The sequence below is a fragment of the Streptomyces diversicolor genome (genome assembly GCF_057537855.1).
In genome coordinates, this window is record NZ_BAAJXA010000007.1 from 250,469 (window position 1) to 276,116 (window position 25,648).

20 protein-coding genes and 1 pseudogene are annotated in these 25,648 nt (G+C 71.6%); 5 read left to right on the plus strand and 16 right to left on the minus strand.

Annotated features, from left to right (window positions below; translation table 11 throughout):
* Nucleotides 1-7 precede the first annotated feature (7 nt).
* From AC27LF_RS10885 to AC27LF_RS10920, 8 genes are all read right to left on the minus strand, one after another.
* Nucleotides 8-367, minus strand: coding sequence for a hypothetical protein (locus AC27LF_RS10885; RefSeq protein WP_479662783.1), 360 nt, complete (start codon nucleotides 365-367; stop codon nucleotides 8-10).
* Complete coding sequence (locus AC27LF_RS10890; RefSeq protein ID WP_479662784.1) at nucleotides 364-2,058, minus strand: cytochrome c oxidase subunit I; 1,695 nt, start codon at nucleotides 2,056-2,058, stop codon at nucleotides 364-366. Before AC27LF_RS10890 ends, AC27LF_RS10885 begins: the two co-directional genes overlap by 4 nt.
* On the minus strand, nucleotides 2,055-2,723 hold the full coding sequence (locus AC27LF_RS10895; RefSeq protein WP_479662785.1) for a cytochrome c oxidase subunit II: 669 nt from the start codon (nucleotides 2,721-2,723) through the stop codon (nucleotides 2,055-2,057). The genes AC27LF_RS10890 and AC27LF_RS10895 overlap by 4 nt, the downstream gene beginning before the upstream one ends.
* A gap of 269 nt (nucleotides 2,724-2,992) precedes the next feature.
* Nucleotides 2,993-3,340, minus strand: a complete 348-nt coding sequence (locus tag AC27LF_RS10900) for a cytochrome C oxidase subunit I (protein WP_479662786.1) — start codon at nucleotides 3,338-3,340, stop codon at nucleotides 2,993-2,995.
* A 16-nt stretch (nucleotides 3,341-3,356) separates the two neighbouring features.
* Complete coding sequence (gene ctaD / locus AC27LF_RS10905) at nucleotides 3,357-5,048, minus strand: aa3-type cytochrome oxidase subunit I (protein WP_479662787.1); 1,692 nt, start codon at nucleotides 5,046-5,048, stop codon at nucleotides 3,357-3,359.
* A gap of 159 nt (nucleotides 5,049-5,207) precedes the next feature.
* Nucleotides 5,208-5,381: a hypothetical protein gene (locus AC27LF_RS10910; protein WP_479662788.1), complete on the minus strand. Its 174-nt coding sequence runs from the start codon at nucleotides 5,379-5,381 to the stop codon at nucleotides 5,208-5,210.
* A gap of 164 nt (nucleotides 5,382-5,545) precedes the next feature.
* Nucleotides 5,546-6,694: an enolase C-terminal domain-like protein gene (locus AC27LF_RS10915; protein ID WP_479662789.1), complete on the minus strand. Its 1,149-nt coding sequence runs from the start codon at nucleotides 6,692-6,694 to the stop codon at nucleotides 5,546-5,548.
* Nucleotides 6,691-8,490 (minus strand): thiamine pyrophosphate-requiring protein, encoded by a 1,800-nt coding sequence (locus AC27LF_RS10920; protein ID WP_487227791.1) that lies wholly within the window; start codon nucleotides 8,488-8,490, stop codon nucleotides 6,691-6,693. Before AC27LF_RS10920 ends, AC27LF_RS10915 begins: the two co-directional genes overlap by 4 nt.
* A gap of 217 nt (nucleotides 8,491-8,707) precedes the next feature.
* On the opposite strand from AC27LF_RS10920, the pseudogene AC27LF_RS10925 reads away from it, so the two are divergent.
* Nucleotides 8,708-10,487 (plus strand): annotated as a pseudogene (locus AC27LF_RS10925) (glycoside hydrolase family 15 protein).
* Between the two features lie 18 nt (nucleotides 10,488-10,505).
* On the opposite strand, the gene AC27LF_RS10930 reads toward AC27LF_RS10925, so the two are convergent.
* The gene (locus tag AC27LF_RS10930; protein ID WP_487227790.1) at nucleotides 10,506-12,317 is read right to left on the minus strand and encodes a thiamine pyrophosphate-requiring protein; all 1,812 of its coding nucleotides are present in this window, start codon (nucleotides 12,315-12,317) and stop codon (nucleotides 10,506-10,508) included.
* Nucleotides 12,318-12,419: 102 nt separating this feature from the next.
* Entirely contained in the window at nucleotides 12,420-13,286 is an 867-nt protein-coding gene (locus tag AC27LF_RS10935; protein ID WP_479664791.1) for a DMT family transporter, read from the minus strand.
* 228 nt (nucleotides 13,287-13,514) lie between these two features.
* Here AC27LF_RS10935 and AC27LF_RS10940 point away from each other — a divergent pair, with 228 nt between their 5' ends.
* The 4 genes from AC27LF_RS10940 (at nucleotide 13,515) to AC27LF_RS10955 (ending at nucleotide 19,851) form a co-directional block, all read left to right on the plus strand.
* Nucleotides 13,515-14,180 carry a hemerythrin domain-containing protein gene (locus AC27LF_RS10940; RefSeq protein ID WP_479664790.1) on the plus strand — a complete coding sequence of 222 codons (666 nt, stop codon included), beginning with the start codon at nucleotides 13,515-13,517 and terminating at the stop codon, nucleotides 14,178-14,180.
* Nucleotides 14,181-14,264: 84 nt separating this feature from the next.
* A complete protein-coding gene (locus AC27LF_RS10945; RefSeq protein ID WP_479664789.1) occupies nucleotides 14,265-17,030 on the plus strand; it encodes a SpoIIE family protein phosphatase in 2,766 nt (921 codons plus the stop codon).
* A 73-nt stretch (nucleotides 17,031-17,103) separates the two neighbouring features.
* A complete protein-coding gene (locus tag AC27LF_RS10950; protein ID WP_479664788.1) occupies nucleotides 17,104-18,420 on the plus strand; it encodes a PP2C family protein-serine/threonine phosphatase in 1,317 nt (438 codons plus the stop codon).
* Between the two features lie 366 nt (nucleotides 18,421-18,786).
* Complete coding sequence (locus AC27LF_RS10955) at nucleotides 18,787-19,851, plus strand: MASE1 domain-containing protein (protein ID WP_479664787.1); 1,065 nt, start codon at nucleotides 18,787-18,789, stop codon at nucleotides 19,849-19,851.
* Nucleotides 19,852-19,876: 25 nt separating this feature from the next.
* Here AC27LF_RS10955 and AC27LF_RS10960 read toward each other — a convergent pair whose 3' ends face one another.
* From AC27LF_RS10960 to AC27LF_RS10985, 6 genes are read right to left on the minus strand one after another with little or no spacing between them, the layout of a single operon-like run.
* Nucleotides 19,877-21,103 (minus strand): acyl-CoA dehydrogenase family protein, encoded by a 1,227-nt coding sequence (locus AC27LF_RS10960; protein WP_479664786.1) that lies wholly within the window; start codon nucleotides 21,101-21,103, stop codon nucleotides 19,877-19,879.
* Nucleotides 21,100-21,513 carry a hypothetical protein gene (locus AC27LF_RS10965; protein WP_479664785.1) on the minus strand — a complete coding sequence of 138 codons (414 nt, stop codon included), beginning with the start codon at nucleotides 21,511-21,513 and terminating at the stop codon, nucleotides 21,100-21,102. Before AC27LF_RS10965 ends, AC27LF_RS10960 begins: the two co-directional genes overlap by 4 nt.
* Nucleotides 21,510-21,929, minus strand: coding sequence for a hypothetical protein (locus AC27LF_RS10970; protein WP_479664784.1), 420 nt, complete (start codon nucleotides 21,927-21,929; stop codon nucleotides 21,510-21,512). The genes AC27LF_RS10965 and AC27LF_RS10970 overlap by 4 nt, the downstream gene beginning before the upstream one ends.
* The gene (locus tag AC27LF_RS10975) at nucleotides 21,926-23,524 is read right to left on the minus strand and encodes a hypothetical protein (protein ID WP_479664783.1); all 1,599 of its coding nucleotides are present in this window, start codon (nucleotides 23,522-23,524) and stop codon (nucleotides 21,926-21,928) included. The genes AC27LF_RS10970 and AC27LF_RS10975 overlap by 4 nt, the downstream gene beginning before the upstream one ends.
* Nucleotides 23,512-24,192 carry a nitroreductase gene (locus AC27LF_RS10980; RefSeq protein ID WP_479664782.1) on the minus strand — a complete coding sequence of 227 codons (681 nt, stop codon included), beginning with the start codon at nucleotides 24,190-24,192 and terminating at the stop codon, nucleotides 23,512-23,514. The genes AC27LF_RS10975 and AC27LF_RS10980 overlap by 13 nt, the downstream gene beginning before the upstream one ends.
* Nucleotides 24,193-24,199: 7 nt before the next feature.
* On the minus strand, nucleotides 24,200-25,636 hold the full coding sequence (locus AC27LF_RS10985) for an arsenate reductase/protein-tyrosine-phosphatase family protein (protein ID WP_479664781.1): 1,437 nt from the start codon (nucleotides 25,634-25,636) through the stop codon (nucleotides 24,200-24,202).
* Nucleotides 25,637-25,648 lie beyond the last annotated feature (12 nt).

Below are 25,648 nucleotides of genomic sequence, written 5' to 3' on the forward strand. Positions count from 1 at the left end.
CGTCGGATCATACGTCGGGGGTGGTGGCCGCGTGTACGGCCAGCGCGAGCGCCACTGCGAACAGCGGCACCGCGAGGGTCAGCAGCCACGCGCCGTAGACGAAGGTCAGGGCCACGAGCGCACAGCCGACCGCGACCACCGGGACCGCGGCGGCGCCCCGGTCCGGCACGCGGTAGCGCACCTGCTGATCGGGTCCGGAGCGGGTGGCGGCGAGCACGGCCAGCGCGGCCAGTTCCAGCAGGGCGACGACGCTGCCGTAGAGCCAGAACACCAGTGAACTCTCCCCGTAGACGCCGAGGACCGCCAGCAGGATGCCGTTGAGCGCTCCCCAGCCGGCCACCACCGCATACGGCAGCTGCCGTTTCACGGTCCGCTCGCCTCCCGCCCGCCCGGTGCCGGCGCTGTCCGGTCCGCCCGCCGCTCTCGCAGATCGAGGAGCGGGGCGAAGCTGGAGACGGGCGGCAGCGGCCGGTCGGCGCCGAAGTTGAGCCGGGGCGGGGGCGAGGTGGTGGCCCACTCCAGGGTGTGTGCCCGCCACGGGTCGTCGCCGGCCTTCCGCGCCCGGCCCAGGGTGATCGTGCGCAGCGTCCACAGCACGTTCACCGCGAACACGCTGACGCCGATGGCGAGGATGCCCGCCCCGCTGCTGGCGAGCAGGTTGAGCCAGGTGAAGCCGTCGAAGTCGGCGTAGGTCGCCACCCGACGCGGCATGCCGAAGTAGCCGAGCGCGAACATGGGCAGGAAGGTCACGTTGGTGCCGAGCACCAGCAGCCAGAAGTGCAGCCGGCCGAGGCGTTCGCTCAGCATCGCGCCGGTCACCTTCGGGAACCAGTAGTACACGGCGGCGAACAGGCCGAAGGCGCTGCCGGCGAACAGCACGTAGTGCAGATGGGCCACGATGAAGTAGCTGTCGGTGACGTGGTAGTCGATCACCGGCGTGCCGATCATGATGCCGGTCAGGCCGCCGATCAGGAACTGCGGGATGAAGGCCAGGGCGAACAGCATCGGGGTGGTGAAGCGCAGCCGGCCGCCGAGGATGGTGCCGATCATGGAGAAGTACTCCACGCCCGCGGGGACGAGCAGGGCGATGGACGTCAGCGAGTAGTAGTCGTTCGTGGCCTGTCCGGTGGCGAACATGTGGTGGCCCCACACACTCATCGACAGGGCGGCGAAGACCAGCAGCGACAGCGCGGTCCCCCGGTAGCCGAAGACGCGCCGGCCGGAGAAGACGGCCAGCACCTCCGAGGCGGCCGCCAGGTACGGGAAGAACATCACGTACACGACGGGGTGGCCGTAGAACCAGAACAGATGCTGATAGCCGATGTTCCAGGTGTTCGAGGCGAAGACGGAGGCGTCCGCGCGGCCCACGGCGAGCAGCGCGAGCGCCGCGAGCAGGGCGGGGAAGGCGCCGATCACCATGAGGCAGCTGGCGATCATCGACCAGCAGAAGACGGGCAGGCGGAGCATGGTCATGCCGCGGGCGCGTCGGCGCAGCACCGTCCACAGCACCGCCCAGGCCATGACGATGACGCCGGTGGTGGACAGGACGACACCCGCGATCCACAGGTCGGATCCGATGCTGGGCGAGTGCTCCTTGTCGGCGAGCGGCGGGTAGGAGAACCAGCCGCTCGCATGGGCGCCGCCTGAGGTGCCGAACCCGGAGAGCATGAGGACGGCGCCGAGCGCGAACAGCCAGTAGCCCAGCAGGGTGAGCCGGGGTGCGGCGATGCCGGGTGCGCCGATCTGCAGCGGCACGAGGTAGATGCCCATCCCGAGCGCGAACGGGGTGAACACCATGTAGATCATGCCGGAGCCATGGACGGTGAACAGCTGGTCGAAGGTGTCCGGGTCCACGATGTCCTGGTCGGGCAGGGCGAGCTGGCTGCGCATCAGCAGGGCGAGGACGCCCATGAGCAGGAACATGACCAGGCAGGTGCCGACGGTCAGCAGCCCGATGCGCTTGTGGTCGGTGGAGGTGACCCAGCCGAGCCAGCCGCCCGGTGCGACCGGCCGGCCACCCGTGTCCTCGGTGCCGGCCGCGGCAGGGGCGATCGTCATACGGCGGCCCCTGCCGGGGTGGCGATCGGCTGGCCGTGCAGATACCGGTCGTAGTCCTTCGGCGAGACGGCCTGGATCCAGAAGTCCATGCTGTAGTGGCGCTCGCCGCAGAACTCGGCGCACCGGCCCCGCCAGCGGCCCTCGTGATCGAGGGTGAGGGTGAAGGTGTTCACATGGTCGGGGAAGGTGTCCATCTTGTAGCGCAGGTCCGGGATCCACAGCGAGTGGATGACGTCCTTGGCGGACAGGCGCAGTTGCACCGGCCGGCTGGTGGGCACGACAAGCGTGGGCAGGTCCTTGCCCCGGCAGGTGCCGGTCACGCTGCGCTTGGCCGGCGACTCGGGATGGCTGAACTTCCAGCACCACTGGAAGCCCTGGACATCGACGCGTACGGGGGTGCGGTCCGGCGGCCGGTGCTCCTGGTGGTTGTGCCAGGCGGTCCAGGCGATCAGGAAGGCGGCGAAGGCGGTCAGGACACCGACGTAGTACTTTTCGAGGACGGGCCGATCGGATCTCCTTGAGACGGCGCTGTGCCGTCCGGCGCGCCGTCGGACGACCGCGTAGGCCACCAGGGCGAGCACCACCAGGAAGACCAGTGCGGCGACCGCCGACTCCACGGCGAAGACGGTGCCGAAGACATGGCGCTGGATCACCCTGTCGCCCATACGGTCGCTCCTGTCACACCTCACGGAACCACAGCCACCCGGACATTACGGGCAATGCGGGACGGCCCACGCCGGGACACACCAGCGGCGGCGGTGATCATGCCGGACCCCACCGCGCCGCGCGGCACGGCAGGGGTGGCCGGCGGGCGGGGAGTGCGGCCGGCCCAGGTCGTGCCGCAGGCCGGTGGCGGCGCGCGCCGGACGGCCGTGCGATCCGACCGAGTCCGGGCCGCAGGCGCTCGGCCGACGGCCGGTCGGCCGGCACACCACTAAAAGAGGAGCATCCACAGGGTGACCAGCAGGGTGAAGGCCGCGCAGGCGGCCAGCGCCGAGCCCACGCAGCGTCTGCGCAGGGTCCGATAGCGGTGCTCGTACTCGGCCCGCAGCGACCTGCACCGGGCCGCGACCCGTTCGAGGTCGTTCTTGGCGCGGCGCAGGTTGTCGGTGACGTAGTGCTGCTCGATCTCCGTGCGCTGCGCGGTGGTCAGCCACTCCATCGGCCGGACGAACTCGTGCGCGCGCTGCCTGGCCTCGGCGATCCTGGCCTGCCAGAGGAGATAACCCTCCACCTCGTTGGCGAACGTGCCGTCGCTTCCCTGTCTCGCCAGTTCGCTCACCGTCGTCCCCGCCCGTTCACTGGTACACACCGTGGGCTTCGGCCTCGGCCGTCGCGATGTCGGGATGGTGCAGGTCGAACGAGGGGGACTCGCTGCGGATCCGGGGCAGCGTCACGAAGTTGTGCCGCGGCGGCGGGCAGGAGGTCGCCCACTCCAGCGAGCGGCCGTAGCCCCACGGGTCGTCCACGTCGGCCGGCCGGCCGTACCTGGCCGTCTTCCACACGTTGTAGAGGAACGGCAGCATCGACAGTCCGAGGAGGAAGGATCCGATCGACGAGACCGTGTTCAGCGCGGTGAAGCCGTCGGCCGCCAGATAGTCGGCGTACCGGCGGGGCATGCCCTCGGCGCCCAGCCAGTGCTGGACGAGGAAGGTGGTGTGGAAGCCGATGAACAGCGTCCAGAAGGTCATTTTGCCGAGGCGTTCGTCGAGCATCTTGCCGGTCCACTTCGGCCACCAGAAATGGAAGCCGGCGAACATCGCGAAGACGACCGTACCGAACACCACGTAGTGGAAGTGGGCCACCACGAAGTACGAGTCGGAGACGTGGAAGTCCATCGGCGGCGACGCCAGGATGACACCGGTCAGACCGCCGAAGAGAAAGGTGACGAGGAATCCCGCCGCCCAGAGCATCGGTGTCTCGAAGGACACCGAGCCCTTCCACATGGTGCCGATCCAGTTGAAGAACTTCACCCCGGTCGGCACCGCGATCAGGAAGGACATGAAGGAGAAGAACGGCAGCAGCACACCGCCGGTGACGAACATGTGATGGGCCCATACGGTGATGGAGAGCCCGGCGATGGCGTTCGTGGCCGCGACCAGACCCATGTAGCCGAACATCGGCTTGCGGGAGAACACCGGGATCACCTCGCTGATGATGCCGAAGAACGGCAGCGCGATGATGTACACCTCCGGGTGGCCGAAGAACCAGAACAGATGCTGCCACAGCAGGGCGCCGCCGTTGGCGGAGTCGAAGACATGGGAGCCGAAGTGGCGGTCCGCCTCCGCGGCCAGCAGGGCGGCCGCGAGGACCGGGAAGGCGAAGAGGACCAGCACACCGGTCAGCAGCACGTTCCAGGTGAAGATCGGCATGCGGAACATGGTCATGCCCGGGGCACGCATGCAGATGATCGTGGTGATGAAGTTGACCGAGCCGAGGATGGTGCCGAAGCCGGAGAAGGCGAGCCCCATGAACCACAGGTCGCCGCCGATCCCGGGCGTGTACATGCCGTTGTGCAGCGGGGCGTAGGCGAACCAGCCGAAGGCGGCCGCGCCCTGCGGGGTGAGGAAGCCGGCGACCGCGATGAGCGAGCCGAACAGGTACAGCCAGTAGGCGAGCATGTTCAGCCGCGGGAAGGCCACGTCGGGCGCGCCGATCTGCAGCGGCATGATCCAGTTCGCGAAGCCGGCGAACAGCGGGGTGGCGAACATCAGCAGCATGATCGTGCCGTGCATCGTGAACGCCTGGTTGAACTGCTCCTTGGAGACGATCTGCAGGCCCGGTCGCGCCAGTTCGGCGCGCATGACGAGGGCCATCACCCCGCCGAGCAGGAAGAAGCCGAACGACGTCCCCAGGTACAGCGTGCCGATCGTCTTGTGGTCGGTGGTCGTCAGCCACTTCACCACGACGTTCCCGGGCTGTCTGCGCCTCACCGGCAGCTCACCGTGGTAGGTGTCGATCGGCCCCGGAGGCTCGTTGAGAATGCTCACAGGTTGTTGTCTCCCGGTGCGGGGATTGCGCTACGCCGTTGGCGTCTGTCGCCCGCCATTTTTGCGAGACGCAAAAAAGGCCGACGCCCGGACCGGATGACACGCCGACAAAGGATGACATGGGTACCTGAACGGCCCATAAAGCTGTATGGGCCGCCATCAGATGAAAATGAAGAAAAGTATGAGAATAACCGCCGCCACTACCAGCCACCAGACCCACAGGTGATGGCCGCGTTGCGGCCGGCCGTCAGGTCCGCCGCCACGCGGCCGGTCCTCCGCCAGCTCCGGTTCGTCGGGACGGTCCCTGGAATAGAAGTCGTCGCCGTCTGCCATGGGCTCATCCCTCCCTTCCGTCACCAGCGATCGAGTACCCGGCCAAGCGAAGCCGAAAAGACGCGTCCCGTTCCGCAAGCCGGGTCACCGCGTCCCCGCCCCTGTCGCCCGGCTCGAAACGCCACGATCCGGCGAGGCCGCAGCAGCCGCCTGGGCTCCACCGGTCACGCGGCCCGCGTGCCGTGGACCCGGTAGCGTTCGGCGTCGGGCCATTTGACCTCCAGGCCGTGCCCCGGCCGGCCGGTGTCGGGGCGCAGCGCGCCGCCGTCCGGCGCCAGGGTGCCGTCGAAGATCAGCTCTTCGAGTCGCACATGGTCGTGGAAGTACTCCAGGTGCCGCAGCCGGCGCACCGCGCAGAAGGCGTGCGCCGAGACGGCGGGCGCGCAGTGCGCCGACAGATCCAGATGGTGTGCCGCCGACAGACCGGCCGCCTCCAGGACGCCGGTGATCCCTCCGCAGCGGGTGACGTCGGCCTGGAGGCAGTCCACGGCCCGGCCTTCGACGAGGGCGGCGAAGTCCCGTGTCGTGTAGGCGTATTCGCCCGCCGCGATCTCCAGCAGTTCGGGCCCGCGCTCGCGCAGCAGACGCAGACCGTCCAGGTCGTCGGAGCTGACCGGCTCCTCGAACCACCGCACGTCCCACTCGTCGTGGAAGCGCCGGGCCCAGTACAGCGCCTGTTTGCGGCCGAGCGCTCCGTTGGCGTCGGTGAGGAGTTCCGGCTCGTCACCGATGGCCGTGCGCACCGCGCTCAGCCGCTGCGGGTCACGTTCGGGATGCCGGGAGGTCTTGAGTTTGACGCGCCCGATCCCCTGGTCGACCCAACCGGCCAGCTGGTCGGTGAGCCGGTCGAGGGGGTAGTTCGTGAACCCGCCGCTGCCGTACACCGGCACCCGGTCGTGGTACGCCGGGAGTACATGGATCAGCGGCAGGTCGAGCAGCCTGGCCTTGAGGTCCCACAGCGCCACGTCCACCGCGGACACCGCCATGGCGCCGACGCCGGGGCGGCCGGCGTTGCGGATGTGCCGTCCCATCCGCTGCCACAGGGCGGCGGGCGCCGTGGCGGTCCGGCCCCGCACCAGCGGTGCCAGCTCGGACTCGACGAACGAGGCGACCGACACATCGCCGTAGGTGTACCCGAGCCCGGTGCGACCGCCCGCGCCGACCTGGACCAGCACCATGGTCGTGGAGTCCCATTCCAGGGTGCCGTCCTGCTCCCGGCCGTCCGGCCCGTCGGTCGGCACCTCGAAGGCGTGCACGTCCACCGAGTCGATCCGGCAGCCGTGCCGCTCACGTCCCGCGGCGTCGTCGCTCATGTATGCCGTCCCGGCAGGTGTTCGGCCGCCTCGGCGAACTTGTGGCGTACGCCCTTGGCCGCGATGCCGACCCGCTCCGGGTCACGGACGGCCGCCTTGGCGGCCTTCTTGCCCTGGGCGAGCATGATGTGCGGCGGGATGGGCGCGATCTCGCTGTCGACCTTGAACTCCAGCACCACGGGCACATCCGAGGCGAGCGCCTCGTCCCATGCCTTGCCGACCTTCTTCGGCTTGTCGCAGCGGATGCCCTTCAGGCCCAGCATCTCGGCATATCTGGCGTAGGGGACGTCCGGGATGTCCTGGGAGCCCGGATACTTCGGGTCGCCGGCCATGGCGCGCTGCTCCCAGGTGACCTGGTTGAGGTCCTGGTTGTTGAACACGCAGAAGACGAACGGCGCCGGACCGGACAGCCGGTGCAGATACCGCTTGACGGTGATCATCTCGGCCATGCCGTTCATCTGGAACGCCCCGTCACCCACGAACGCGATCACCGGCCGGTCCGGGTGGGCGAACCGCGCGGCGATCGCGTACGGCGTCCCCGGACCCATCGTGGCCAGCGTGCCCGACAGCGACGCCCGCATGCCCCTGCGCAGCTTCAGATGCCGCGCCCACCAGTTCGTCCCCGACCCCGAATCCGCCGTCAGAATGCACCCCTCCGGCAGCCGCGACGACAGCTCAGCCGCCACGGCCTGCGGATTGATCAGGCCGCCGAAGTGCTGATCTGCGCGCTTGCGGCAGATCGCGTCCCACTCGCGGACGTCCTGCTCGATCCGCTCGCGCCAGCCGCGGTCCTGCTTGCGGGCAAGCAAGGGCACGAGGGCCTTGAGGGTTTCCTTGGCGTCGCCGACGAGATGGGCGTCCATGGGGTACCGGAGGCCGATCATGCGGCCGTCGATGTCGATCTCGACGCCCCGGGCCTGGCCCTCGTCGGGCAGCCACTCCGCGTACGGGAAGCTCGTGCCGACCATCAGCAGGGTGTCGCAGTCGCGGATCATGTCGTCGCTCGCCTTGCTGCCGAGCAGACCGATCGGGCCGGTCACGAACGGCAGGTCGTCGGGCAGCACCTCGCGGCCCAGCAGCGCCTTGGCGACGCCGGCGCCCAGCAGCTCCGCCGTCTCCACGACCTCGCTCTCCGCGTGCGCGGCCCCCTGGCCGACGATCATGGCGACCTTGGTGCCGGCGTTGAGGACGGCCGCGGCCTTGCGCAGCTCGTCCGGGTCAGGAAGCAGACGCGGTCGGCTCCAGCCGACGCTGGAGAAGACGGAGCCGTGCGCCTTCGGCGGCGACGGCTGCGCTTCCTCCTCCTGGATGTCCTCCGGGATGATCACGGTCGCGACGGACCGCATGGTCAGGGCGGTCTTGAAGGCCCGGTCGATGACGTGGCGCGCCTGACCGGGGTGCACGATCGTCTGGCAGTAGTCCGAGACGTCCGCGAAGAGCTGGGCGAGGGGGAGTTCCTGCTGGTAGCGGGCGCCGAGGGAGAGCCGTTTTTGCTGGCCGACCACGGCCACCACCGGCTGATGGTCCAGCTTGGCGTCGTACAGCCCGTTGAGCAGATGCACCGCACCCGGCCCCGAGGTCGCCGTACAACAGCCCACCTCACCGGTGAACTTCGCATGCGCGCAGGCCATGAACGCGGCCATCTCCTCATGACGCGTCTGGATGAACTCCGGGTTGCCCCGGGCGCGGTCGAAAGCGCCCAGCAGCCCGTTGATGCCGTCTCCGGGATAGCCGTAGACCCGCTCGATCCCCCATTCCTTCAGACGTTCCAGTACGTAGTCGGCCACCAGCGTCATGACGTGCTCCCTCGGATGCGCAGCTGTGCCCTGGGCATGGGGTGACCGGCAGCCGGGCCGGGTAAACGGCCCGCGCCCGCGCTCCCCCGTCCTGGCGAACACGTGGTCGGCCGGACGGCTCTGCCGGGCGAGGAGCCCGCCGCGTCGCGCCGCGGCCGGCGCACCGGTCGGCGTACCGGCAGTTTCCTGGCCCGGCCGCCGGGAAACCCCCCGTGTCATGGAGGAGAGAGCGGACCGGTACCAGGCGCCGAAAGGCGGTCTCTGCCCGCCGTGGGTCCTGCGGGGCTATGCGGTTCTCGCCGACGGCGAACGCGCCGCCGTGGTGGACCCGCGGGGGCGGATCGTCCGGTTGTGCGCACCCCGGTGGGACAGTGACGCGGTGTTCTCCTCGCTCGTCGGGGGCGGTGGGTACTTCGGGGTCGAACCGGAAGACCCCTGGCATGTCTGGGGCGGCTACTACGAGGACGGCACCCTGATCCGGGTGAGCCGCTGGCTGACCGCAGGCTCGGTGATCGAATGCCGCGACGCCCTGGCGATGCCGGCGTCCGCGGACCGCCTGGTGCTGCTGCGCCGGATGCGGGTGGAACGCGGCGAGGCGCGGCTGCGGCTCACCCTCGATCCACGCCCCGGATTCGGGGCCGAGCGCATGCGTGGCCCCCGGCTTGAGGGCGATGTGTGGACGGCGGAGGCGGGCGGGCTGCGTCTGCGGCTGGCCGGTGCGCACCGGGCCTCGTGGGATCCCGAGTCCGGCCTTGCCGGTGAGGTGCGCCTGCGCAAGGGCGAGGAGCACGACCTCGTCCTTGAGCTGTCGACGCGGGCCGGCGCGCCCCGGCCGGACCCGCAGCGGTGCTGGCAGCGGACGGAGCAGGCGTGGCGGCGGGCCGTGCCGGACTGCTCCGGCCTCGCCGCGCCGCGCGACGCCCGGCACGCCTACGCGGTGCTGCGCGGCCTGACCAGTTCCGCGGGGGGCATGGTCGCCGCCGCCACCACGTCGTTGCCGGAGCGCGCCAACACCGGCCGGAGCTACGACTACCGCTTCGCCTGGGTGCGCGACCAGTGCTACGCGGGCCTCGCCGTCGCCGCCCACGGCCCGCACGAACTCCTGGACACCGCCGTACGGTTCACCGCGGAACGCGTCCTCGCCGACGGCGAGCGGCTGCACCCGGCGTACACCGTCGACGGCGGACGGGTGCCGGACGAACGCAGAGTCGATTTCACCGGCTATCCCGGCGGCGGCGACCGCATCGGGAACAGGGCGGCCCGGCAGTTCCAGCTCGACGCGTTCGGGGAGGCGCTTCAGCTGTTCGCCGCCGCGGCGCACCATGACCGGCTCACGCCCGACGCGCACCGAGCGGTCACGGTCGCCCTCGACGCGGTGGAGCGCAACTGGAACCGGCCGGACGCGGGGCTGTGGGAACTCGACGAACGGTGGTGGACCCAGTCCCGGCTGAGTGTGGTCTGCGGGTTGCGGCGCCTGGCCGGGGTGCTGCCGGGCCGGACGGGCGAGCGCTGTGCCGAGACCGCCGGCCTCGTCTTCGCAAAGACCCGCCGCCGCTGTCTGCGGCCGGACGGACGGTGGCGCAGGGCCGCCGACGACGACGGGCCGGATGCCGCCCTGCTCACTCCCCTGGCCCGTGGCTGTCCGCCGGCCGACGATCCCAGCAACGCGCTGACCCGCCGGTTCATCGAGGAGCGGCTGGCCGAGGACGGCTATCTCTACCGCTTCGCCCACCCGGGCATCCCCCTCGGCGAGGCCGAAGGTGCCTTCCTGTTCTGCGGGTTCACCATGGCGCTTGCCGCCGACCGTCTCGGCGACCGGGTCGGCGCGCTGCGCTGGTTCGAACGGACCCGGGCGGCCTGCGGACCGCCCGGGCTGTTCGCGGAGGAGTACGACGTACGCCAGCCAGCTGCGCGGCAACCTGCCCCAGGCGTTCGTCCACGCGCTCCTGCTGGAGTGCGCGGTGCGCCTGAACGACGCCTCGGCGCTTGCGCTCTGAACGGCCCCCGCGCGGACCTCACCCGCGGGTGTGGTCCCCGCGGCCCGGAAGGTGCTCGGCGTACTCGGTGATCTTCTGCCGTACGCCCCTGGCCGCGACGCCGACCCGTTCCCGGTCGTGCAGCGCCGCCTTGGCGGCCTTCCTGGCGTGGGATTTCATGAGGTGCGGCGGGATGGGCGCGATCTCGCTGTCGACCTTGAACTCCAGCACCACGGGCACATCCGAGGCCAGTGCCTCGTCCCATGCGGCACCGACCCGTGCCGGGTCGTCGCAGACGATGCCCTTCAGGCCGAGCAGCCGGGCGTATGCCGCGTAGGGGACGTCCGGGATGTCCTGGGAGGCCGGATACTTCGGGTCGCCGGCCATGGCGCGCTGCTCCCAGGTGACCTGGTTGAGGTCCTGGTTGTTGAAGACGCAGAAGACGAACGGCGCCGGACCGGACAACCGGTGCAGATACCGCTTGACGGTGATCATCTCGGCCATGCCGTTCATCTGGAACGCCCCGTCACCCACGAACGCGATCACCGGCCGGTCCGGGTGGGCGAACCGCGCGGCGATCGCGTACGGCGTCCCCGGACCCATCGTGGCCAGCGTGCCCGACAGCGACGCCCGCATGCCCCTGCGCAGCTTCAGATGCCGCGCCCACCAGTTCGTCCCCGACCCCGAATCCGCCGTCAGAATGCACCCCTCCGGCAGCCGCGACGACAGCTCCGCCGCCACGGCCTGCGGATTGATCAGGCCCTCGAAGTGCTGACCGGCCCAGCGGTCGCACAGGTCGTTCCAGGCGCGGACGTCCTTCTCGATCCGCTCGCGCCACCGGCGGTCCTCCTTGCGACGCAGCAGCGGGATCAGCGCCTTGAGGGTTTCCCTGGCGTCGCCGACGAGATGGGCGTCCATGGGGTAGCGGATGCCGATCATGCGTCCGTCGATGTCGATCTCGACACCGCGTGCCTGGCCCTCGTCCGGCAGCCACTCCGCGTAGGGGAAGCTGCTGCCGATCACGAAGAGCGTGTCGCAGTTGCGGATCATGTCGTCGCTCGCCTTGCTGCCGAGCAGACCGATCGGGCCGGTCACGAACGGCAGGTCGTCGGGCAGCACCTCGCGGCCCAGCAGCGCCTTCGCGACCCCCGCCCCGAGCAGTTCGGCGACCTCGACGACCTCCCCCTCGGCCTCGGCGGCGCCCTGGCCCACCAGCATGGCGACCTTGCTGCCCTCGTTCAGGACGTCCGCGGCCCTGCGCAGTTCGCCCGGGTCGGGCAGGACCCGGGGCCGGCTCCAGCCGACGCTGGAGAAGACGGAGCCGTGCGCCTTCGGTGGCGACGGCTGCGCTTCCTCCTCCTGCACGTCGTTCGGGATGATGACGGTGGCGACGGAGCGGGTGGTGAGAGCCGTCTTGAAGGCCCGGTCGATCACATGCCGGGCCTGTCCCGGATGCACGACCATCTGGCAGAACTCCGAAACGTCGGCGAAGAGCCGCTCCAGATCCACCTCCTGCTGGTAGTGGGCGCCGAGGGAGAGCCGGTTCTGCTGGCCGACCACGGCGACCACCGGCTGATGGTCCAGCTTGGCGTCGTACAGCCCGTTGAGCAGATGCACCGCACCCGGCCCCGAGGTCGCCGTACAACAGCCCACCTCACCGGTGAACTTCGCATGCGCGCAGGCCATGAACGCGGCCATCTCCTCATGACGCGTCTGGATGAACTCCGGGTTGCCCCGGGCGCGGTCGAAAGCGCCCAGCAGCCCGTTGATGCCGTCTCCGGGATAGCCGTACACGCGCTGCACGCCCCACTCGGTCAGGCGGTGCAGCACGTAGTCGGCGACTTGGGTCATGGGTTCTCCTGAGCCGGGGGGTGCGGAGGGTCGAGGAGGGAGTTGCCTCGACGCGTCCGGCACAAACCCCGGGCATCGGCCGTACAGCCGCATCGGTTCGCCCTACCGGCTCTCGGCGCTCACGTCCCGGCCGGGCATGGCCGGGTGGCGGGCGAGTACGAAGACGCCGGCGACAACAGCGATCAGCCCCGCGACCTGCCAGGCCAGCGCGAGGCTTTCGGTGCGCAGGCGGTCGCCGAGGAAACCGACGCCGCAGGCGATACCCGCGAGCGGTTCGGCGGCCGTCAGGGCCGGCAGGGACATGCGCAGCGGCCCCGCCTCGAAGGCGCTCTGCACCAGCATGAGGCCGGTCACGGCCAGCGCGACCAGGGTGTACGGCACCCAGCTGACGAGCAGCGCGACCACACCCTCGCTGCCGATGATCCCGCTGGACATACGGGTCAGGGCGTCCTGCACGCCGTAGAGCATGCCGGCCGCGGCGGCCAGCAACGGCGGCTCCTCGAACAACGGCAGATGGCGTGCGGCACCGATCAGGATGAGGGCGATACCGATGACCAGGCCGATGACGGTCCATTGGCGGAAGGCCCCCGCCGCCGCCGCGCCGGCACTGGGCCGCCCGGCCAGGGTGAAGGCGATCACGCCTCCGCCGAGCAGCAGGACGCCCGCCCAGCCGGAGGCGCCGATCCGCTGACCGCTCAGCCGACGCGCCAGCGCGAAGGCGAACAGCAGATTGGTGACCAGCAGGGGTTCCACCCGGGACAGTTCACCCTTGGCGAGCGCGACGGCGCTCAGCAGCTGCCCGGCCACCATGCACCCGATCCCGCCGAGCCACACGCCGTTGTGAGCGAGATCCCACAGCAGCCGGAAACGCAGGACGTCGGCAGCGGGCGCCCGTTCGGCGGCGTGCTGCTGGAGCACGAAGCCGATGCCGAGCAGGCATGCGGCGGCCAGGGCGAAGACATAGACCATGGGAGCTACCCGTCTCACCGGACATCGCCACCGTATGTGCTCGGGCAGGACTCCGCAGTTCCACACCGCGACACCCTGTGTGCGGGCCGCCGCACACGGTGTCGGCGGCCCGCTCCGCCGGGACCCGCACGGGCGCGCGCACCGCGGCGGAACCGATCAGGCCGGGTGTGCGTCAGCGGGGCGGCTCGCGGGTACCCGCGAGCGCTGAGACCGCAGCAAGGAGGCATCATGCGAACCCTGACGAAGCCCGCCGCGCTGCACGTGCCGGCCGGGCCGCTGCTGGCCGCGAAGGCCACGGCCAAGGCGGCGGACACCACACCGGCCTGGTCACTGCGGGTGGCCCGCGCCATGGGCGCGGAAAGCGTCGTCGACGTGCTCACCCGGCAGCACCGGCAGATCAGACTGGGCTTTCTGCGGGCCGCGCTGCCCGGTCCGTGGCGGCGCCGGAACTTCGAGCGGCTGATGCGCCTGCTCGCCGTGCACGAGGCGGCCGAAGAGGCCCATGTCCACCCCGTCGCCCGCCGCGTCCTGCGGCACGGTCGCGAGCTGGCCGCCCGCCGCCGCGACGAGGAGAGGGAGGCCAAACAGCTGCTGGTCGCGCTGTGGCGGACGGGCCCCGACGGCGCCGGCTATCTGCGGCAGCTGAACGAGGTACGGCGTGCGGTGTCGCGGCACGCCGCCCGTGAGGAGCGCGAGGAGTTCAAGGCGCTGCGCAAGGCCGTCAGCCCGGCCCGGCTCAGCATGCTGGGCGCCGAGGTCAAGCTCGCCCAGGTCTACGCCCCGACCAGGCCGCACCGCTGGGTCAACAACGAGGCCACGAACAAGCTGGCCGCGCCGGTACTCGGCCCCGTCGACCGGGCGCTCGACGCCCTTCAGCACCGCAGGGCCTCCTGACCCCCAGGGCAGCGCCGCCGCTGTGGTCGGCGGCAGGCAGGACAGCCGGTCGCCCCCGCCCCCGCCCGGTGTTAGGAAGGAACCATGGGACGGCTCTCCAGCCTGTTCGGGCGGCCGGGGGACAGCGCCGGCACTGGGACCTCACCGCCTGCCCCGGGGCGGCGCCGCCGCGCTTCACTGAGCGTGCGCAGTGTCGCGGGTCAGATCTTCGTACTCCAGCTGGTGATCCTGATCCCGTTCGGCCTGGCGGCCGTCGTGGCGCTGCTGCTCCAGGCGCGTTCGGCGAGCCTTCACGAGGCACAGAGCCGGTCCCTCGTCGCCGCGGAGACCTTCGCGCACGCGCCGGGAACGCTCGCCGCCATGAAGTCGGACCAGCCGAGCGCGCTGCTGCAGCCGCGCGCCGAGCAGGTCCGACGGGCCTCAGGAGTCGACTACGTCGTCGCGTTCAGCCCGGCCGGCTACAAGTGGACCAGTGTCTTTCCGCAGATGCTCGGCAAGCATGTGGTCGGCGACTACCACAAGGCACTCGGCGGACAGACGTACTCCTCCACGTACACCACGCCCCTGGGGCCGGCCGTGAACACCACCGTTCCCGTGGTCGACACCGACCACAAGGTCGTCGGTCTTGTCTCGGTGGGCATCACGGTCAAGAACGCGCATGCCAAGGTCACCCGGGAACTGCCCCTCGTGCTCGGTTCGGCCGGCGGCGCCATGGTGCTGGTGACCGCCGGGTCGGCGCTGGTGAGCCGACGGCTGCGGCGGCAGACACACGGCCTGGAGCCGGCCGAGTTGCGGCGGATGTACGACCACCACAACGCGGTGCTGCACGCCGCGCGCGAGGGTGTGCTCATCGTCGGGGACGACGGGCGGCTGCTGCTGGCCAACGACGAGGCGCGGCGGCTGCTGCGGCTGCCCGGGGACGCCGAGCAGCGCCCCCTTACGGACCTCGGTCTGGAGGCGGACATCGCCGAGCTGCTGATCTCCGGCCGGACGGCTTCCGACGAGGTGCACAGGGTGGGCGAGCGCCTGTTGTCGGTCAACGTGAGACCGACCGCACCCCATGGCGCCCCGGCCGGCAGCGTGGTCACCCTGCGTGACACGACGGAGCTGCGGGCCGTGTCCGGCAAGGCGGCCGCCGCGGAACGGCGTCTGCGGATGCTCTACGACGCCATGACCAAGATCGGCACCACCCTTGATGTGGCACGGACCGCCGAGGAGCTGACGCGGTTCGCGGTCCCCCGGTTCGCCGACATCGCCACCGTCGACCTGGTCGCCTCCATCCTTGAGGGCGGGGAACCCGCGGGTGCGACGATGCGCCGCACGGCCGCCACCGGCGCCGAGGGCGATCAGCTCCTGTACGAGGTCGGCAGGCTGGTCGACTTCGTTCCCGCCAGTCCTCAGGGGATCGCCTTCGCGACCGAGGAACCCGCGCTCATGAACGGCCCCTCGGCGAGCTGGTGGGAGCAGGACCCGGTCGCCGCCCGCTGGGTCGTCGAGCACGGGATCCACTCGGTGATCGTGATCCCGGTGCGCGCACGGGGCGTCCTCATGGGGGTGGCCGGTTTCTGGCGTTCCCGGACGCCCGAACCGTTCGAGCAGGAGGATGTGTCGATCGCGGAGGAACTGGTCGCCCGGGCGGCCGTGGCCATCGACAACGCCCGCCGGTACACCCGCGAGCACACCATGGCCGTGACGTTGCAGCGCAGCCTGCTGCCGCAGGGCATACCCGAGCAGTCCGCCCTGGACGTGGCGCACCGCTATCTGCCCGCCCGGGCGGGAGTGGGCGGGGACTGGTTCGACGTCATCCCACTGCCCGGTGCCCGGGTGGCGCTGGTCGTCGGAGACGTCGTCGGCCACGGACTGCACGCCGCCGCCACGATGGGCCGGCTGCGCACCGCGGTGCTCAACTTCTCCGCCCTCGACCTCCTCCCGGACGATCTGCTGGTGCACATGGACGAGCTGATCAGCCGCATCGACTCCGAGGAGGCGGGGGGCGGCGGCGCGAGCATCACCGGCGCCACCTGCCTGTACGCCATCTACGACCCGGTCACCGGACGGGTGACCATCGCCCGGGCCGGCCATCCCGGGCCGGCCGTCGTGCGGCCCGACGGAACCGTCTTGTTCCCCGACGTCCCCGCCTCCCCTCCGCTGGGCGCCGGCGGGGGACTTCCCGTGGAGACGGCGGAGATCCCGCTGCCCGAGGGGTCCCGGATGGTGCTCTTCACCGATGGGCTGCTGACCGGAGCCGACCGCGACATCGGCACCGGTCTGAAGGCGCTGCGCGACGCCCTCGCCTCGGGTGCCGACCGCAGCCCCGAGGAGACCTGCGACGACGTCCTCGGCTCGGCGCTGCCCGACAGCCCGCACGACGATGTCGCCCTGCTGGTGGCCCGCACCCGGCTGTTCGCCCGGGACCGGGTCGCCGAGTGGGGCGTCACCTCCGATCCCGCGGCGGTGGCCCCGATCCGCGCCGACTGCGGCCGCATCCTGGACGCCTGGGGACTGGAGGAGATCGGATACGCCACCGAACTGATCCTCAGCGAGCTGATCACCAACGCGATCCGCTACGGCAGCCAGCCCATCCGGGTGCGCATGCTGCGCGAGCGCACCCTGATCTGCGAGGTCTCCGACGGCAGCAGCACCTCCCCGCATCTGCGGCGGGCGGCCACCACCGATGAGGGCGGTCGCGGGCTGTTCCTCGTCGCCCAGTTCGCCGAGCGCTGGGGCACCCGCTACACCGCACGGGGCAAGGTGATCTGGGCCGAGCAGTCCCTCCACGGCGGCCTGCGGGAACAGGGATCCGGCCTCGCCGACCGGCTCCTGAGCCAGTGGGACGACGCCGGCCTGTGACCGCGGCCGCCCGCGCCGCGCAATCCGAGGTTGAATGGGGGCCGGGGAGGCCGCGAAACCGGAAGTGATCGATGTGTCATCTGAGCGCCACCCCGAGCTGCTGGGGCGTCTCGATACCGAGCTGGGCCGGATCGAGGAGCAGTTGCGTGCCCTGGCCGCCGCCAAGGAACGGATCCAGGGCCTGCTGGACGCGGTGGTGGCGATCACCCGGGAGGTGGAGCTGCCGGCGGTGCTGCGCCGGATCGTGACCACCGCCATGGAACTGGTCGGCGCCCAGTACGGGGCGCTGGGAGTGCTCGACGAGTCCGGCGAGGCGTTCGGGCGGTTCGTCGCCGTCGGGCTGTCGGACACGGAGCACGCCAACCTGGCCGAGGTGGGGCTGCCCCATGGCCTCGGGGTGCTCGGGGAGGCGATCCGTCACCCCGAGCCGCTACGGGTCGACCGCCTCCCCGACCACCCGGCGTCGGCCGGTTTCCCGCCCGGGCTCCCCGCAGCGCGCACCCTGCTCGGTGTCGCCGTCGACGTCCGCGGCAAGGTCTACGGCGGTCTGTATCTGTCCGAGCGACGCGACGGACGTCCCTTCGACGTCCACGACGAGAACATCGTCGTCGCCCTGGCCAGCGCCGCCGGCATCGCCATCGACAACGTCCGCCTCTTCGAGCAGGTCCGCGCCGGATCCGAGCAGTTCCAGCGGCTGTTGCTGCCGACCCTGCCCGAGCTGTGCCCGTTCGAGGCCGCGGCGATCTACCGGCCCGCCGCCGAGCCCAACCGGCTCGGCGGGGACTGGTACGACGCGATCCTGCTGCCCGACGGTGCGGTGGCGGTCGTCATCGGCGACGTGGTCGGCCACGATCTGCAGGCCGCGGCCGCCATGGCCTCCACCCGGAACATGCTGCGCGCCCTGCTGTTCGAGCGGTGCACTCCGCCCAGCGCGTGCCTGGCCCAGCTCGACCGCACGCTGGAGTCCATCACCGACAACCCGGTCACCACCATCAGCCTGGCCCGCATCGAACCCGCGGGGTCCGCCTGGCGGCTGCACTGGAGCAGCGCAGGGCACATCCCGCCGCTGCTGATCGGACCCGGCCGGCGGGCGGAATACCTGTTCGCCGAACCCGGGCTGCCGCTCAACGTGAACAGCGCGCAGCCCCGCCCCGACCACCTCCACGCCCTGCCGCCGGGCGCCACCCTGGTCTTCTTCACCGACGGGCTGATCGAACACCCCGGTCACCCCGTCGACGAAAGCATGGCCGAGCTGGCGGCGCTGGCCCGCGCCCACGCCGAGCTGCCCCTGCGGGACTTCGTGCGGACGCTGGCCGACCACCACCCCAGCGACGGGCACGACGACATGGCGATCCTCGCCCTGCGCACCCCCGCGGCCCCGCGGCCCTGACGGGCGCCTGCGGCAGCATCGCGGGTACTCGCGCAGTTCCCCGCGCCCCCAGGGGGCGACAGGTCCGCTGTCGTGTGCGGGAGCGTCGTGGGTGCTCGCGCAGTTCCCCGCGCCCCTGACGGGCGACAGGTCCGCGGCCGTGTGCGGGAGCGTCGTGGCTTGTCGCGCAGTTCCCCGCGCCCCTGGGGGGCGGCAGGTGCGCTGTCGTGTGCGGGAGCGTGGTGGCTTGTCGTGGAGTTTCCCGCGCCGTCGGCGGGCGCTGCCCCGTACGCCTGCACGACGTTCCGGGGCGAGCGGGGCGGTGGTGTGTCCGGGGGGATCGGCGGATGATGAACTACGGGGCCGGACGGAGGAAGTGACCTCCCGATGAGCGTCGCATCCCGTGACGTGCTCCGGCGCTGTGGCATCACCGCGCTGGAGATCTGCGCGGTCGCCGCGCTGTATTACGCCTCGGGCAGGCTGGGTCTGCTCCAGCAGCTCGTGCGCGGCCAGGTCACGCCCCTGTGGCCGCCGACGGGCATCGCGCTGGCCGGGCTGCTCCTCGTCGGACTGCGGGTCTGGCCGGGGATCGCACTCGGCGCGTTCCTGATCAACATCGCGCTCGGCCCTTCGCTGCCCGCCGTGCTCGCGATCACGGCGGGCAACACGCTCGCGCCCCTGTGCTCGTACGCGCTGCTTGGTCGGGCCGGATTCAGCACCGGCATGAACCGCTTGCGGGACGTGCTCGGGCTGATCTTCCTGGGCGCGTTCACCGGCATGCTCATCAGCGCGACGGTCGGCAGTTGCACGCTGCACCTCGCGGGCGCGCTGCCCGACGACCGGTTCTGGCTGACGTGGTGGGTCTGGTGGACCGGTGACGCGATGGGGGTCCTCATGGTCGCCCCGGTCCTGTTCATCCTCCGCTCGGCGCGCCGGCCGAAGAACGTGCCGCGGTCCCGGTGGGTGGAGGTCTCCCTGCTCGTCGTGGCCACCGCCGCCGTCGCCGTCCTCGAAGCGTCTCCCGCACCGCTGGTCTTCCTCGCCTTCCCGGTGCTCATCTGGGCCGCGTTCCGCTTCCAGCGCAGCGGGGCAGCGCCGTGCGCCCTGGCCGTGTCGACCTTCGCGATCCTCGCCGCCACCCGCAGAACGGGGCCGTTCGTCGGGCACAGTCTGCTCGTCAACATGATCGCTCTGCAGGCGTTCAACGGTGCCGCCGCGCTGACCGCGCTGCTGCTTGCCGCGGCGATCACCGAGCGCAACCAGGCCCACGAGAAGATCGAGCAGGCGTGCACGCGTCTCGCCGAGCTGGCGGCAAGGACCGCGCCCGATGTCGGCGGGCCCCGGACGCTCGGGCACGGCGGCCGGGACGGCCGCGGCGACCACGGCGGGACGACGGCGCCGGACGGACCCGATCACCCGACCACGGCATCGCCTGAGGGGCCGCGCCACTGAAGGCGCTGCGCAGGGCCGTGGTGCCTCAGAGCGTGTGGAAGGACGGGTCGTACGGCTCGCCGAGCACGGCCCGCCCCACGGTGGCCAGGACGTGATCGCCGACGTCATGGAGCTGATACAGCGTCAGGTCGCGCAGGATCCGCTCCACCGGGCTGGGGCGGACCAGACTGCGGGCCCCGCACACCTGGATGACGTGGTGCACGGTCTCCCGGCTCGTCCGCGCGATCAGATGCCAGGCCCTGTCCCCGGCGATCCGGGCCTCGTCGAGCCTGCCCTCGTCCCACAGACCGGCCACATGGCGCAGCCAGAGGCGGGCGGTCTCCACATCGATCGCCATGCTGCCCACACGTTGCTGCACATAGGGGTCCTTGCTCTTGCCCTGCCGTTTCAGATACCCGAGCCCGTACTCGTAGGCGCCGAGGGCACCGCCGAGGAAGCTGGCCGCGTAATGCGGGACGAAGGCGGTCTGCCATTGCCCCTCGAAGTAGCCGCCGGGACCGCCGATGAGATGGTCGCGCGGTACGAAGGTGTCGTTGAAGCGCACCGCGTGGCTGACCGTCGCGCGCATGCCGACCGGGTCCCACCAGGAGGCGTCCACGGTCACGGACGGGTCGGACAGGTCGCAGGCGAGCAGCAGGAGCCGCCCGTGGACGTCCCGGGTCCCGCGGGCCGCGCCCGGGGAGTCGGGATCGACGAGCAGGATCGCCCACTGCGCTCCGGTGGCACTGGTGGCGAACGCCTTGCCGCCCTGGAGGATCCAGCCGTCGTGGACGGGGACCAGCGTGGTGCCGAAGCTTCGCCTCTCCCCCGGCTTCGGGGCCTGCGGCTCACCGCTCCAGGCGGCCCATTTCTCGCCGCGGTCCACCACGCCGGCGAACCAGCGCCGCTTCTGCTCGGGGTCGGCCAGCGCGTCGATGAGGACCAGTGCGTTGGCGTGCCCCTCCCAGCAACGGGCCAGCGACAGATCGGCCTTGGCCAGCGCGGTGGTCATCTCCCACAGGGGCAGGGTGTGGCGCCGGCGGGGACCGTAGCCGAGGCCCCCGTACTCCCGGGGCACGGTGACGCCCAGGAGTCCGCTGGCGAACAGGTCGTCGAAGTCCTCGGCGGGGAAGACGGCCTTGCGGTCGTACTCCTCGGCGCGGGCCGCGAATCTGTCCGCGGCGAGCTTCGCCGCGGTGGCGAGAACAGCCTGGTCGTCTCCGATCGCCGCGTCGCGGACCGTGACGGCGGCTCGGGACAGGTCGTCGGTCATGTCGGGGTCGGCCCTTCCAGGCGGTAGAAGTGGGCGCGGTACATCACGTTCGGCAGCCGCGCACGGGCGGGGTGGACGGTGTGCACGTCGATGGTCAGCAGGCCGCGGTTGAGATAGCCGGCGAGAACGACCTGCCGGGAGCCGAGCGGGCCCTCGGCGAGGAAGGCGACGGCTTCGGACGCCTCGATGTCGTCGGCCAGCGGCACCGCGGGCAGGACGGCACCGGTGACGGGTGCGGTTCCCGGTTCAGGTGTGGCTTGTGAGGTCCGCGGATCGCCTCGTTCGGTGATCCGCAGCATGAGCCGGCCGCCGTCGACCGCGGCACCGACCAGGTCGATGCCGCCGGCCGTGGTGTCGAAGTTGACCCAGTCGCCCACCAGCGGCGCCGGATCGACCGGGTGCGCCGTCATGCCCGCGCCTCCGTCCGGTGGAAGAACGAGCGGGCCCAGTGGTCGGCGCCCGCGCTGTCGCCGCTGAACACGGTGGCCGTGGTCGTCACCAGGATGCCCGTCTTGTGGTAGGCGCACAGGACGGTGCGCAGCGCGCCCTTGTCGTAGACGACGCGGAACGCCCAGGCGACCGACGGCGTGCCCGGCGCGGTGTACAGGACCGCCGGTGCCGCACCCCAGTCGCCCGGCCGCGGGCCGCCGGCCCCGAAGGACCGCACGTACACGTTTTCGTCCTGTCGCATCACGCTCAGCAGGCGGGCGCCCTTCGCGGTGTGCCGGTCGGTGTTGACCCATTGCCCCAGCAGCGCCGACACATCCGGTGTGCCGGGCGGGCGGGGTGCGGGCCCTTCGGACGGGGCTGTCGGACGGGTGGTCATGGTGTCTCCCGGCTCGTGCGGTGTGTCGGTGCCGGTCCCCCCGACGCGGTGCCGCCGTGGGCGGCGGCCCGCTCGGCGAAGGAGCGGCACAGGGAGCGCAGCGGCGGCGTCTCGGGCATCCGGTGGCCCGTCATCAGCCGGAACTGCTCGCGTACTTCGACGGACAGGACCTGCCAGCCGTCGATGTCGAGCAGACCGCGGGCACGGCTTGCGCGGGTGAGCGCGGTCGGCGGATCGCGGTAGGCCATCTCCAGCACCACCGCGTCCCCGTCGGCCGCGGCGACCGGGAACGGCTCCCGCTCCACCTGGGGTGTGGCATGGGTGAGCAGGTCGTAGCCGGCCGGCGAGAAACGGGACAGCGGTACGTAGGGAAGTCCGAGCCGCGCGGAGGCTTCCCGGCCGTGCGCCGCCCCGCGGTTGACCAGGGTCACCCTGGCTCCGGCCGCACGCAGGGCCCAGGCGACCGCCCGTCCGGCGCCGCCGCAGCCGACGACGGCGGCCTCGCTGCCGCTCGGATCGACTCCGTGCAGGGCGAGGGCCCGCAGGGCACCGACGGCGTCGGTGGTGGCCGCCCGCCAGCGCCCGGCGTCGAGCCACAGCAGATTGGCCGCGCCACTGCCCGACGCCTCCGCGTCGGCGACGTCGGCCGCCTGCAGCGCGCTCTCCTTGTGCGGGGCGGTCACGGTCAAACCGTGCAGGGGCAGCCCGCCCAGCGCGCCGAAGTCGCTGCCCCATTGCCAGAAGTGGGGGAATCTGTCCACCTGGAAGGGCAGGTAGAGCGCGGGCAGCCGCAGTTCCCGCAGCGCCGCGTTGTGCAGCCGGGGCGACAGCGATCTGCCCGGGGCGCGCCCGGCGATGCCGAGCAGGACGCTGAGCGGGGCCAAGGCGGGCAGACCGTAGTCGGCCCGGAGCCGGTCCACGCTCGGCATGCCGTCGGCCCCCGGCGCACCGACCCGGCCGTGGACGACAGGCGCCCCGAGCCACGGGGCCAGCACCCGGGTCCACAGGCCGGCGGGACCCGACGCGAACGCCGTGACGTCGGTGCGTCGGAGCCCGGCGAGCAGCAGCGGGGCGGCGGAGCCGTACTGTGCGCCCGACCGGGGCACGAGGAGATACAGCGCCGCCGGCACGGCGGACATCGCGGCGAACCGCTCCCGGAGTCTGCGGGCCGCCTCCCGCAGCCCCACGCCCTCGGCCCTGCCCGCGCCCTCGGAAGCGTGCCAGGACAGACGCCGCTGCCGGGCCGGGATGGCCGCCAGCAGCTCCGGGCACACGTCGTCCATCGCCTCAAGATCGACCAGTTCGTAGTGGTCGGCCGCGCGCAGCAGCCGGGTGCGCCGTTCCACCGTGCCGGCGGCCGAACGCCCGCCCTGCCCCGCGGAGCGCAGGCTGTAGGTCAGCTGCCCCGCGAAGTGCCGACGGAGCAGGGACGGATCGGGGTCGCCGACCAGATCGGCGCGGACCTCCAGCTCGTCCGCCACCGCGGCCAGGCCGCGCAGCGCTCGGGGGGCGAGGTCTTCCGGTTCGGCGGCCACCGCGACCAGCCGGGCCCGACGCCCGTGGGGGGTCGCGTATCCGCTCGTCACTCGCGCCACTGGACGTACTCCTCCAGACCGGCTCGCCGCGGGACGAACCGATTGACCGGGGCTGTCTCGTCCGCGTAACCGACAGCCATAGTGCATACGACGAGCCGGTCCGCAGAGATTCCCAGATTCGCCCGGAGCACGTCTGCGTAACCGGCGACACTGAACTGCGGACAGCTGCTGAGCCCCCTGGCCACCAGTCCGAGCATGACGTTCTGCAGGAAGAGGCCCAGCTCCAGGAAGGTGCCCTGCACCGCGTTCCGGGGCAGATGGCAGACCAGGGCGGTGGGAGCCCCGTAGAAGCGCAGGTTGTCACGCAGGTGCGCCCGGGCGGCTGCGCGGTCCGGGAGGGTGTGCCCCTTGGCGGACAGCACCCCGGTCACGGCCTGTTCGGCGCGTCGCTCGGCGGCCTCGTCGAGCGACGCCGGCCGGCTGGTGCAGTCGGGGCGGGGCGGGTCACCACGGTCGAACGCCTCGCACAGGGCGTCCACCAGCGTCTTGAGGCTGCCGCCGGTCACCACCGTCACCTGCCACATCTGGGTGTTGCGGCTCGACGGCGCGTGAGCGGCGGCGAGAAACACCTCCACCAGGTCGTCCCTGGGCACCGCCCGGTCCACGAAGGCCCGCTTGCAGTGCCGGGAGGTGATCAGGGACAGGCCGTCGCGGAGCCCGTGGGTCATCCCTGCCTCACCCCCGTCCCGATGTGACACCGCGGGGGCCGTAGGACTCGGCGAGCTCGCGCAGGCGGAGGTGGACGGAGCGCTGGATGTGCCGCGCGCACCGCCGGTACGCCTCCGGGGACTGCCCGTCCGGATCGGGTATGTCACCGTACGGGTCCAGCCGGAGGGTACGGCCCTCGGCCTCGGGCGCCAGGGCGATCACCCTGTCCCGGTGGGCTCCGGTCATGCAGTAGATGACGGAGCTGACCAGGCACAGCTCCGAGGTGACGGGCCGGGCGCGGTGACGGCGGGGGTTTCCCCGGCCGGGCACCCGTCGCAGACCCAGGTCGGCGAGCGCGGTGCGGGCACCGACGGCCATCGGACGTGCGGGCAGCGGGGTGGCGACACCCGCGCTGGAGAATCGGAAGACGTGGACGAGGCCCGCCTCCGCGGCCTGGGCCCACGCGATGACCTCCGCCATGGGCGAGCGGGAGGTGTTTCCACCGCACACGAACAGCACCCGGCAGGCCGCGCCGGTGCCGCGGGTTCGCCACCACAGGGCGGCCGACGGCCGGGCCAGGGCCGCGGCCGCGGCGACGCCGAACGCGAGCGCGATGAGCTGACTGCTCCCCGGAGCGGCGAGTCCGGCAAGCCATGCGAGCGCGTAGGAGCCGACCAGGCCGGACATCAGGCTGGCGAACGCCCACGCCGGCACACCCCAGGTGTATTCGCGCCGGTCGAGGTAGATCAGCGAGGCGAAGACGAACAGCACCTCGTAGGCCACGCCTGTCCCCGCCGCCGCCGACGCGGCGGGTGTCGTGAGGAACGTGGTGAAACCCGCGGCCAGCTGTGGCTGCCCGGCCAGCGCCCCGGCGCCCAGCAGCACGGCCAGCCAGACCGGTGCCGCGGCATGTTCCTCCACGAAGAAGCGCCGGTCCGTTGCGACGACACCGTTCTTGGCGACGTGGCTCATGATGTCGAACCGGCCGAGGTAGCCGACCAGATAGACGAGGACGCTCAGCACGGCGGCAAGCGTGAGGTGGTAGCTGTTCACATCACCGAGAGCGACGGAGACCGCGATCAGGCTGAGGACCAGCCCCAGCCAGGAGTGCTTCATGACCGGGCGGCCGCCGGACACGTCGATCAACGGGGAGAGGATGAGGACCCCGCCCCGCATCAGCAGCAGCATGAAGAGGATGGAGACACCGGCGAAGGTGTAGTTCATCGTGGTGGCACCGATGATGAGCGACGTGAAGAAGCCGGCCGCCAGCGTCTCCCGTCCCGCCACCGGAATCCGGCGCCCGCCGATCCCGATGCGGCGCATGTGCCGCCACCGGCCCGTCACGCACAGGAACAGCACCATGGCGACGAGCTGCCCGAGGACGGCCGCGGGCAGCATCTCGAAGCCGCTGACCGGCTGGGACGACAGCGGGGTCACCCCGCTGGCGAGCGCCTTCACCAGCATGGCGTAGGGAAC

Excerpts from the sequence above, each read along its gene's own strand:
- AC27LF_RS10890 (WP_479662784.1), bottom strand. The coding sequence starts at position 2,058 with ATGACGATCGCCCCTGCCGCGGCCGGCACCGAGGACACGGGTGGCCGG.
- AC27LF_RS10980 (WP_479664782.1), bottom strand. The coding sequence starts at position 24,192 with ATGACCCACGGGCTCCGCGACGGCCTGTCCCTGATCACCTCCCGGCAC.
- AC27LF_RS10930 (WP_487227790.1), bottom strand. The coding sequence starts at position 12,317 with ATGACCCAAGTCGCCGACTACGTGCTGCACCGCCTGACCGAGTGGGGC.
- AC27LF_RS10970 (WP_479664784.1), bottom strand. The coding sequence starts at position 21,929 with ATGACCACCCGTCCGACAGCCCCGTCCGAAGGGCCCGCACCCCGCCCG.
- AC27LF_RS10960 (WP_479664786.1), bottom strand. The coding sequence starts at position 21,103 with ATGACCGACGACCTGTCCCGAGCCGCCGTCACGGTCCGCGACGCGGCG.
- AC27LF_RS10920 (WP_487227791.1), bottom strand. The coding sequence starts at position 8,490 with ATGACGCTGGTGGCCGACTACGTACTGGAACGTCTGAAGGAATGGGGG.
- AC27LF_RS10940 (WP_479664790.1), top strand. The coding sequence starts at position 13,515 with ATGCGAACCCTGACGAAGCCCGCCGCGCTGCACGTGCCGGCCGGGCCG.
- AC27LF_RS10895 (WP_479662785.1), bottom strand. The coding sequence starts at position 2,723 with ATGGGCGACAGGGTGATCCAGCGCCATGTCTTCGGCACCGTCTTCGCC.
- AC27LF_RS10985 (WP_479664781.1), bottom strand. The coding sequence starts at position 25,636 with ATGCTGGTGAAGGCGCTCGCCAGCGGGGTGACCCCGCTGTCGTCCCAG.
- AC27LF_RS10915 (WP_479662789.1), bottom strand. The coding sequence starts at position 6,694 with ATGAGCGACGACGCCGCGGGACGTGAGCGGCACGGCTGCCGGATCGAC.
- AC27LF_RS10955 (WP_479664787.1), top strand. The coding sequence starts at position 18,787 with ATGAGCGTCGCATCCCGTGACGTGCTCCGGCGCTGTGGCATCACCGCG.
- AC27LF_RS10935 (WP_479664791.1), bottom strand. The coding sequence starts at position 13,286 with ATGGTCTATGTCTTCGCCCTGGCCGCCGCATGCCTGCTCGGCATCGGC.
- AC27LF_RS10945 (WP_479664789.1), top strand. The coding sequence starts at position 14,265 with ATGGGACGGCTCTCCAGCCTGTTCGGGCGGCCGGGGGACAGCGCCGGC.
- AC27LF_RS10965 (WP_479664785.1), bottom strand. The coding sequence starts at position 21,513 with ATGACGGCGCACCCGGTCGATCCGGCGCCGCTGGTGGGCGACTGGGTC.
- AC27LF_RS10910 (WP_479662788.1), bottom strand. The coding sequence starts at position 5,381 with ATGGCAGACGGCGACGACTTCTATTCCAGGGACCGTCCCGACGAACCG.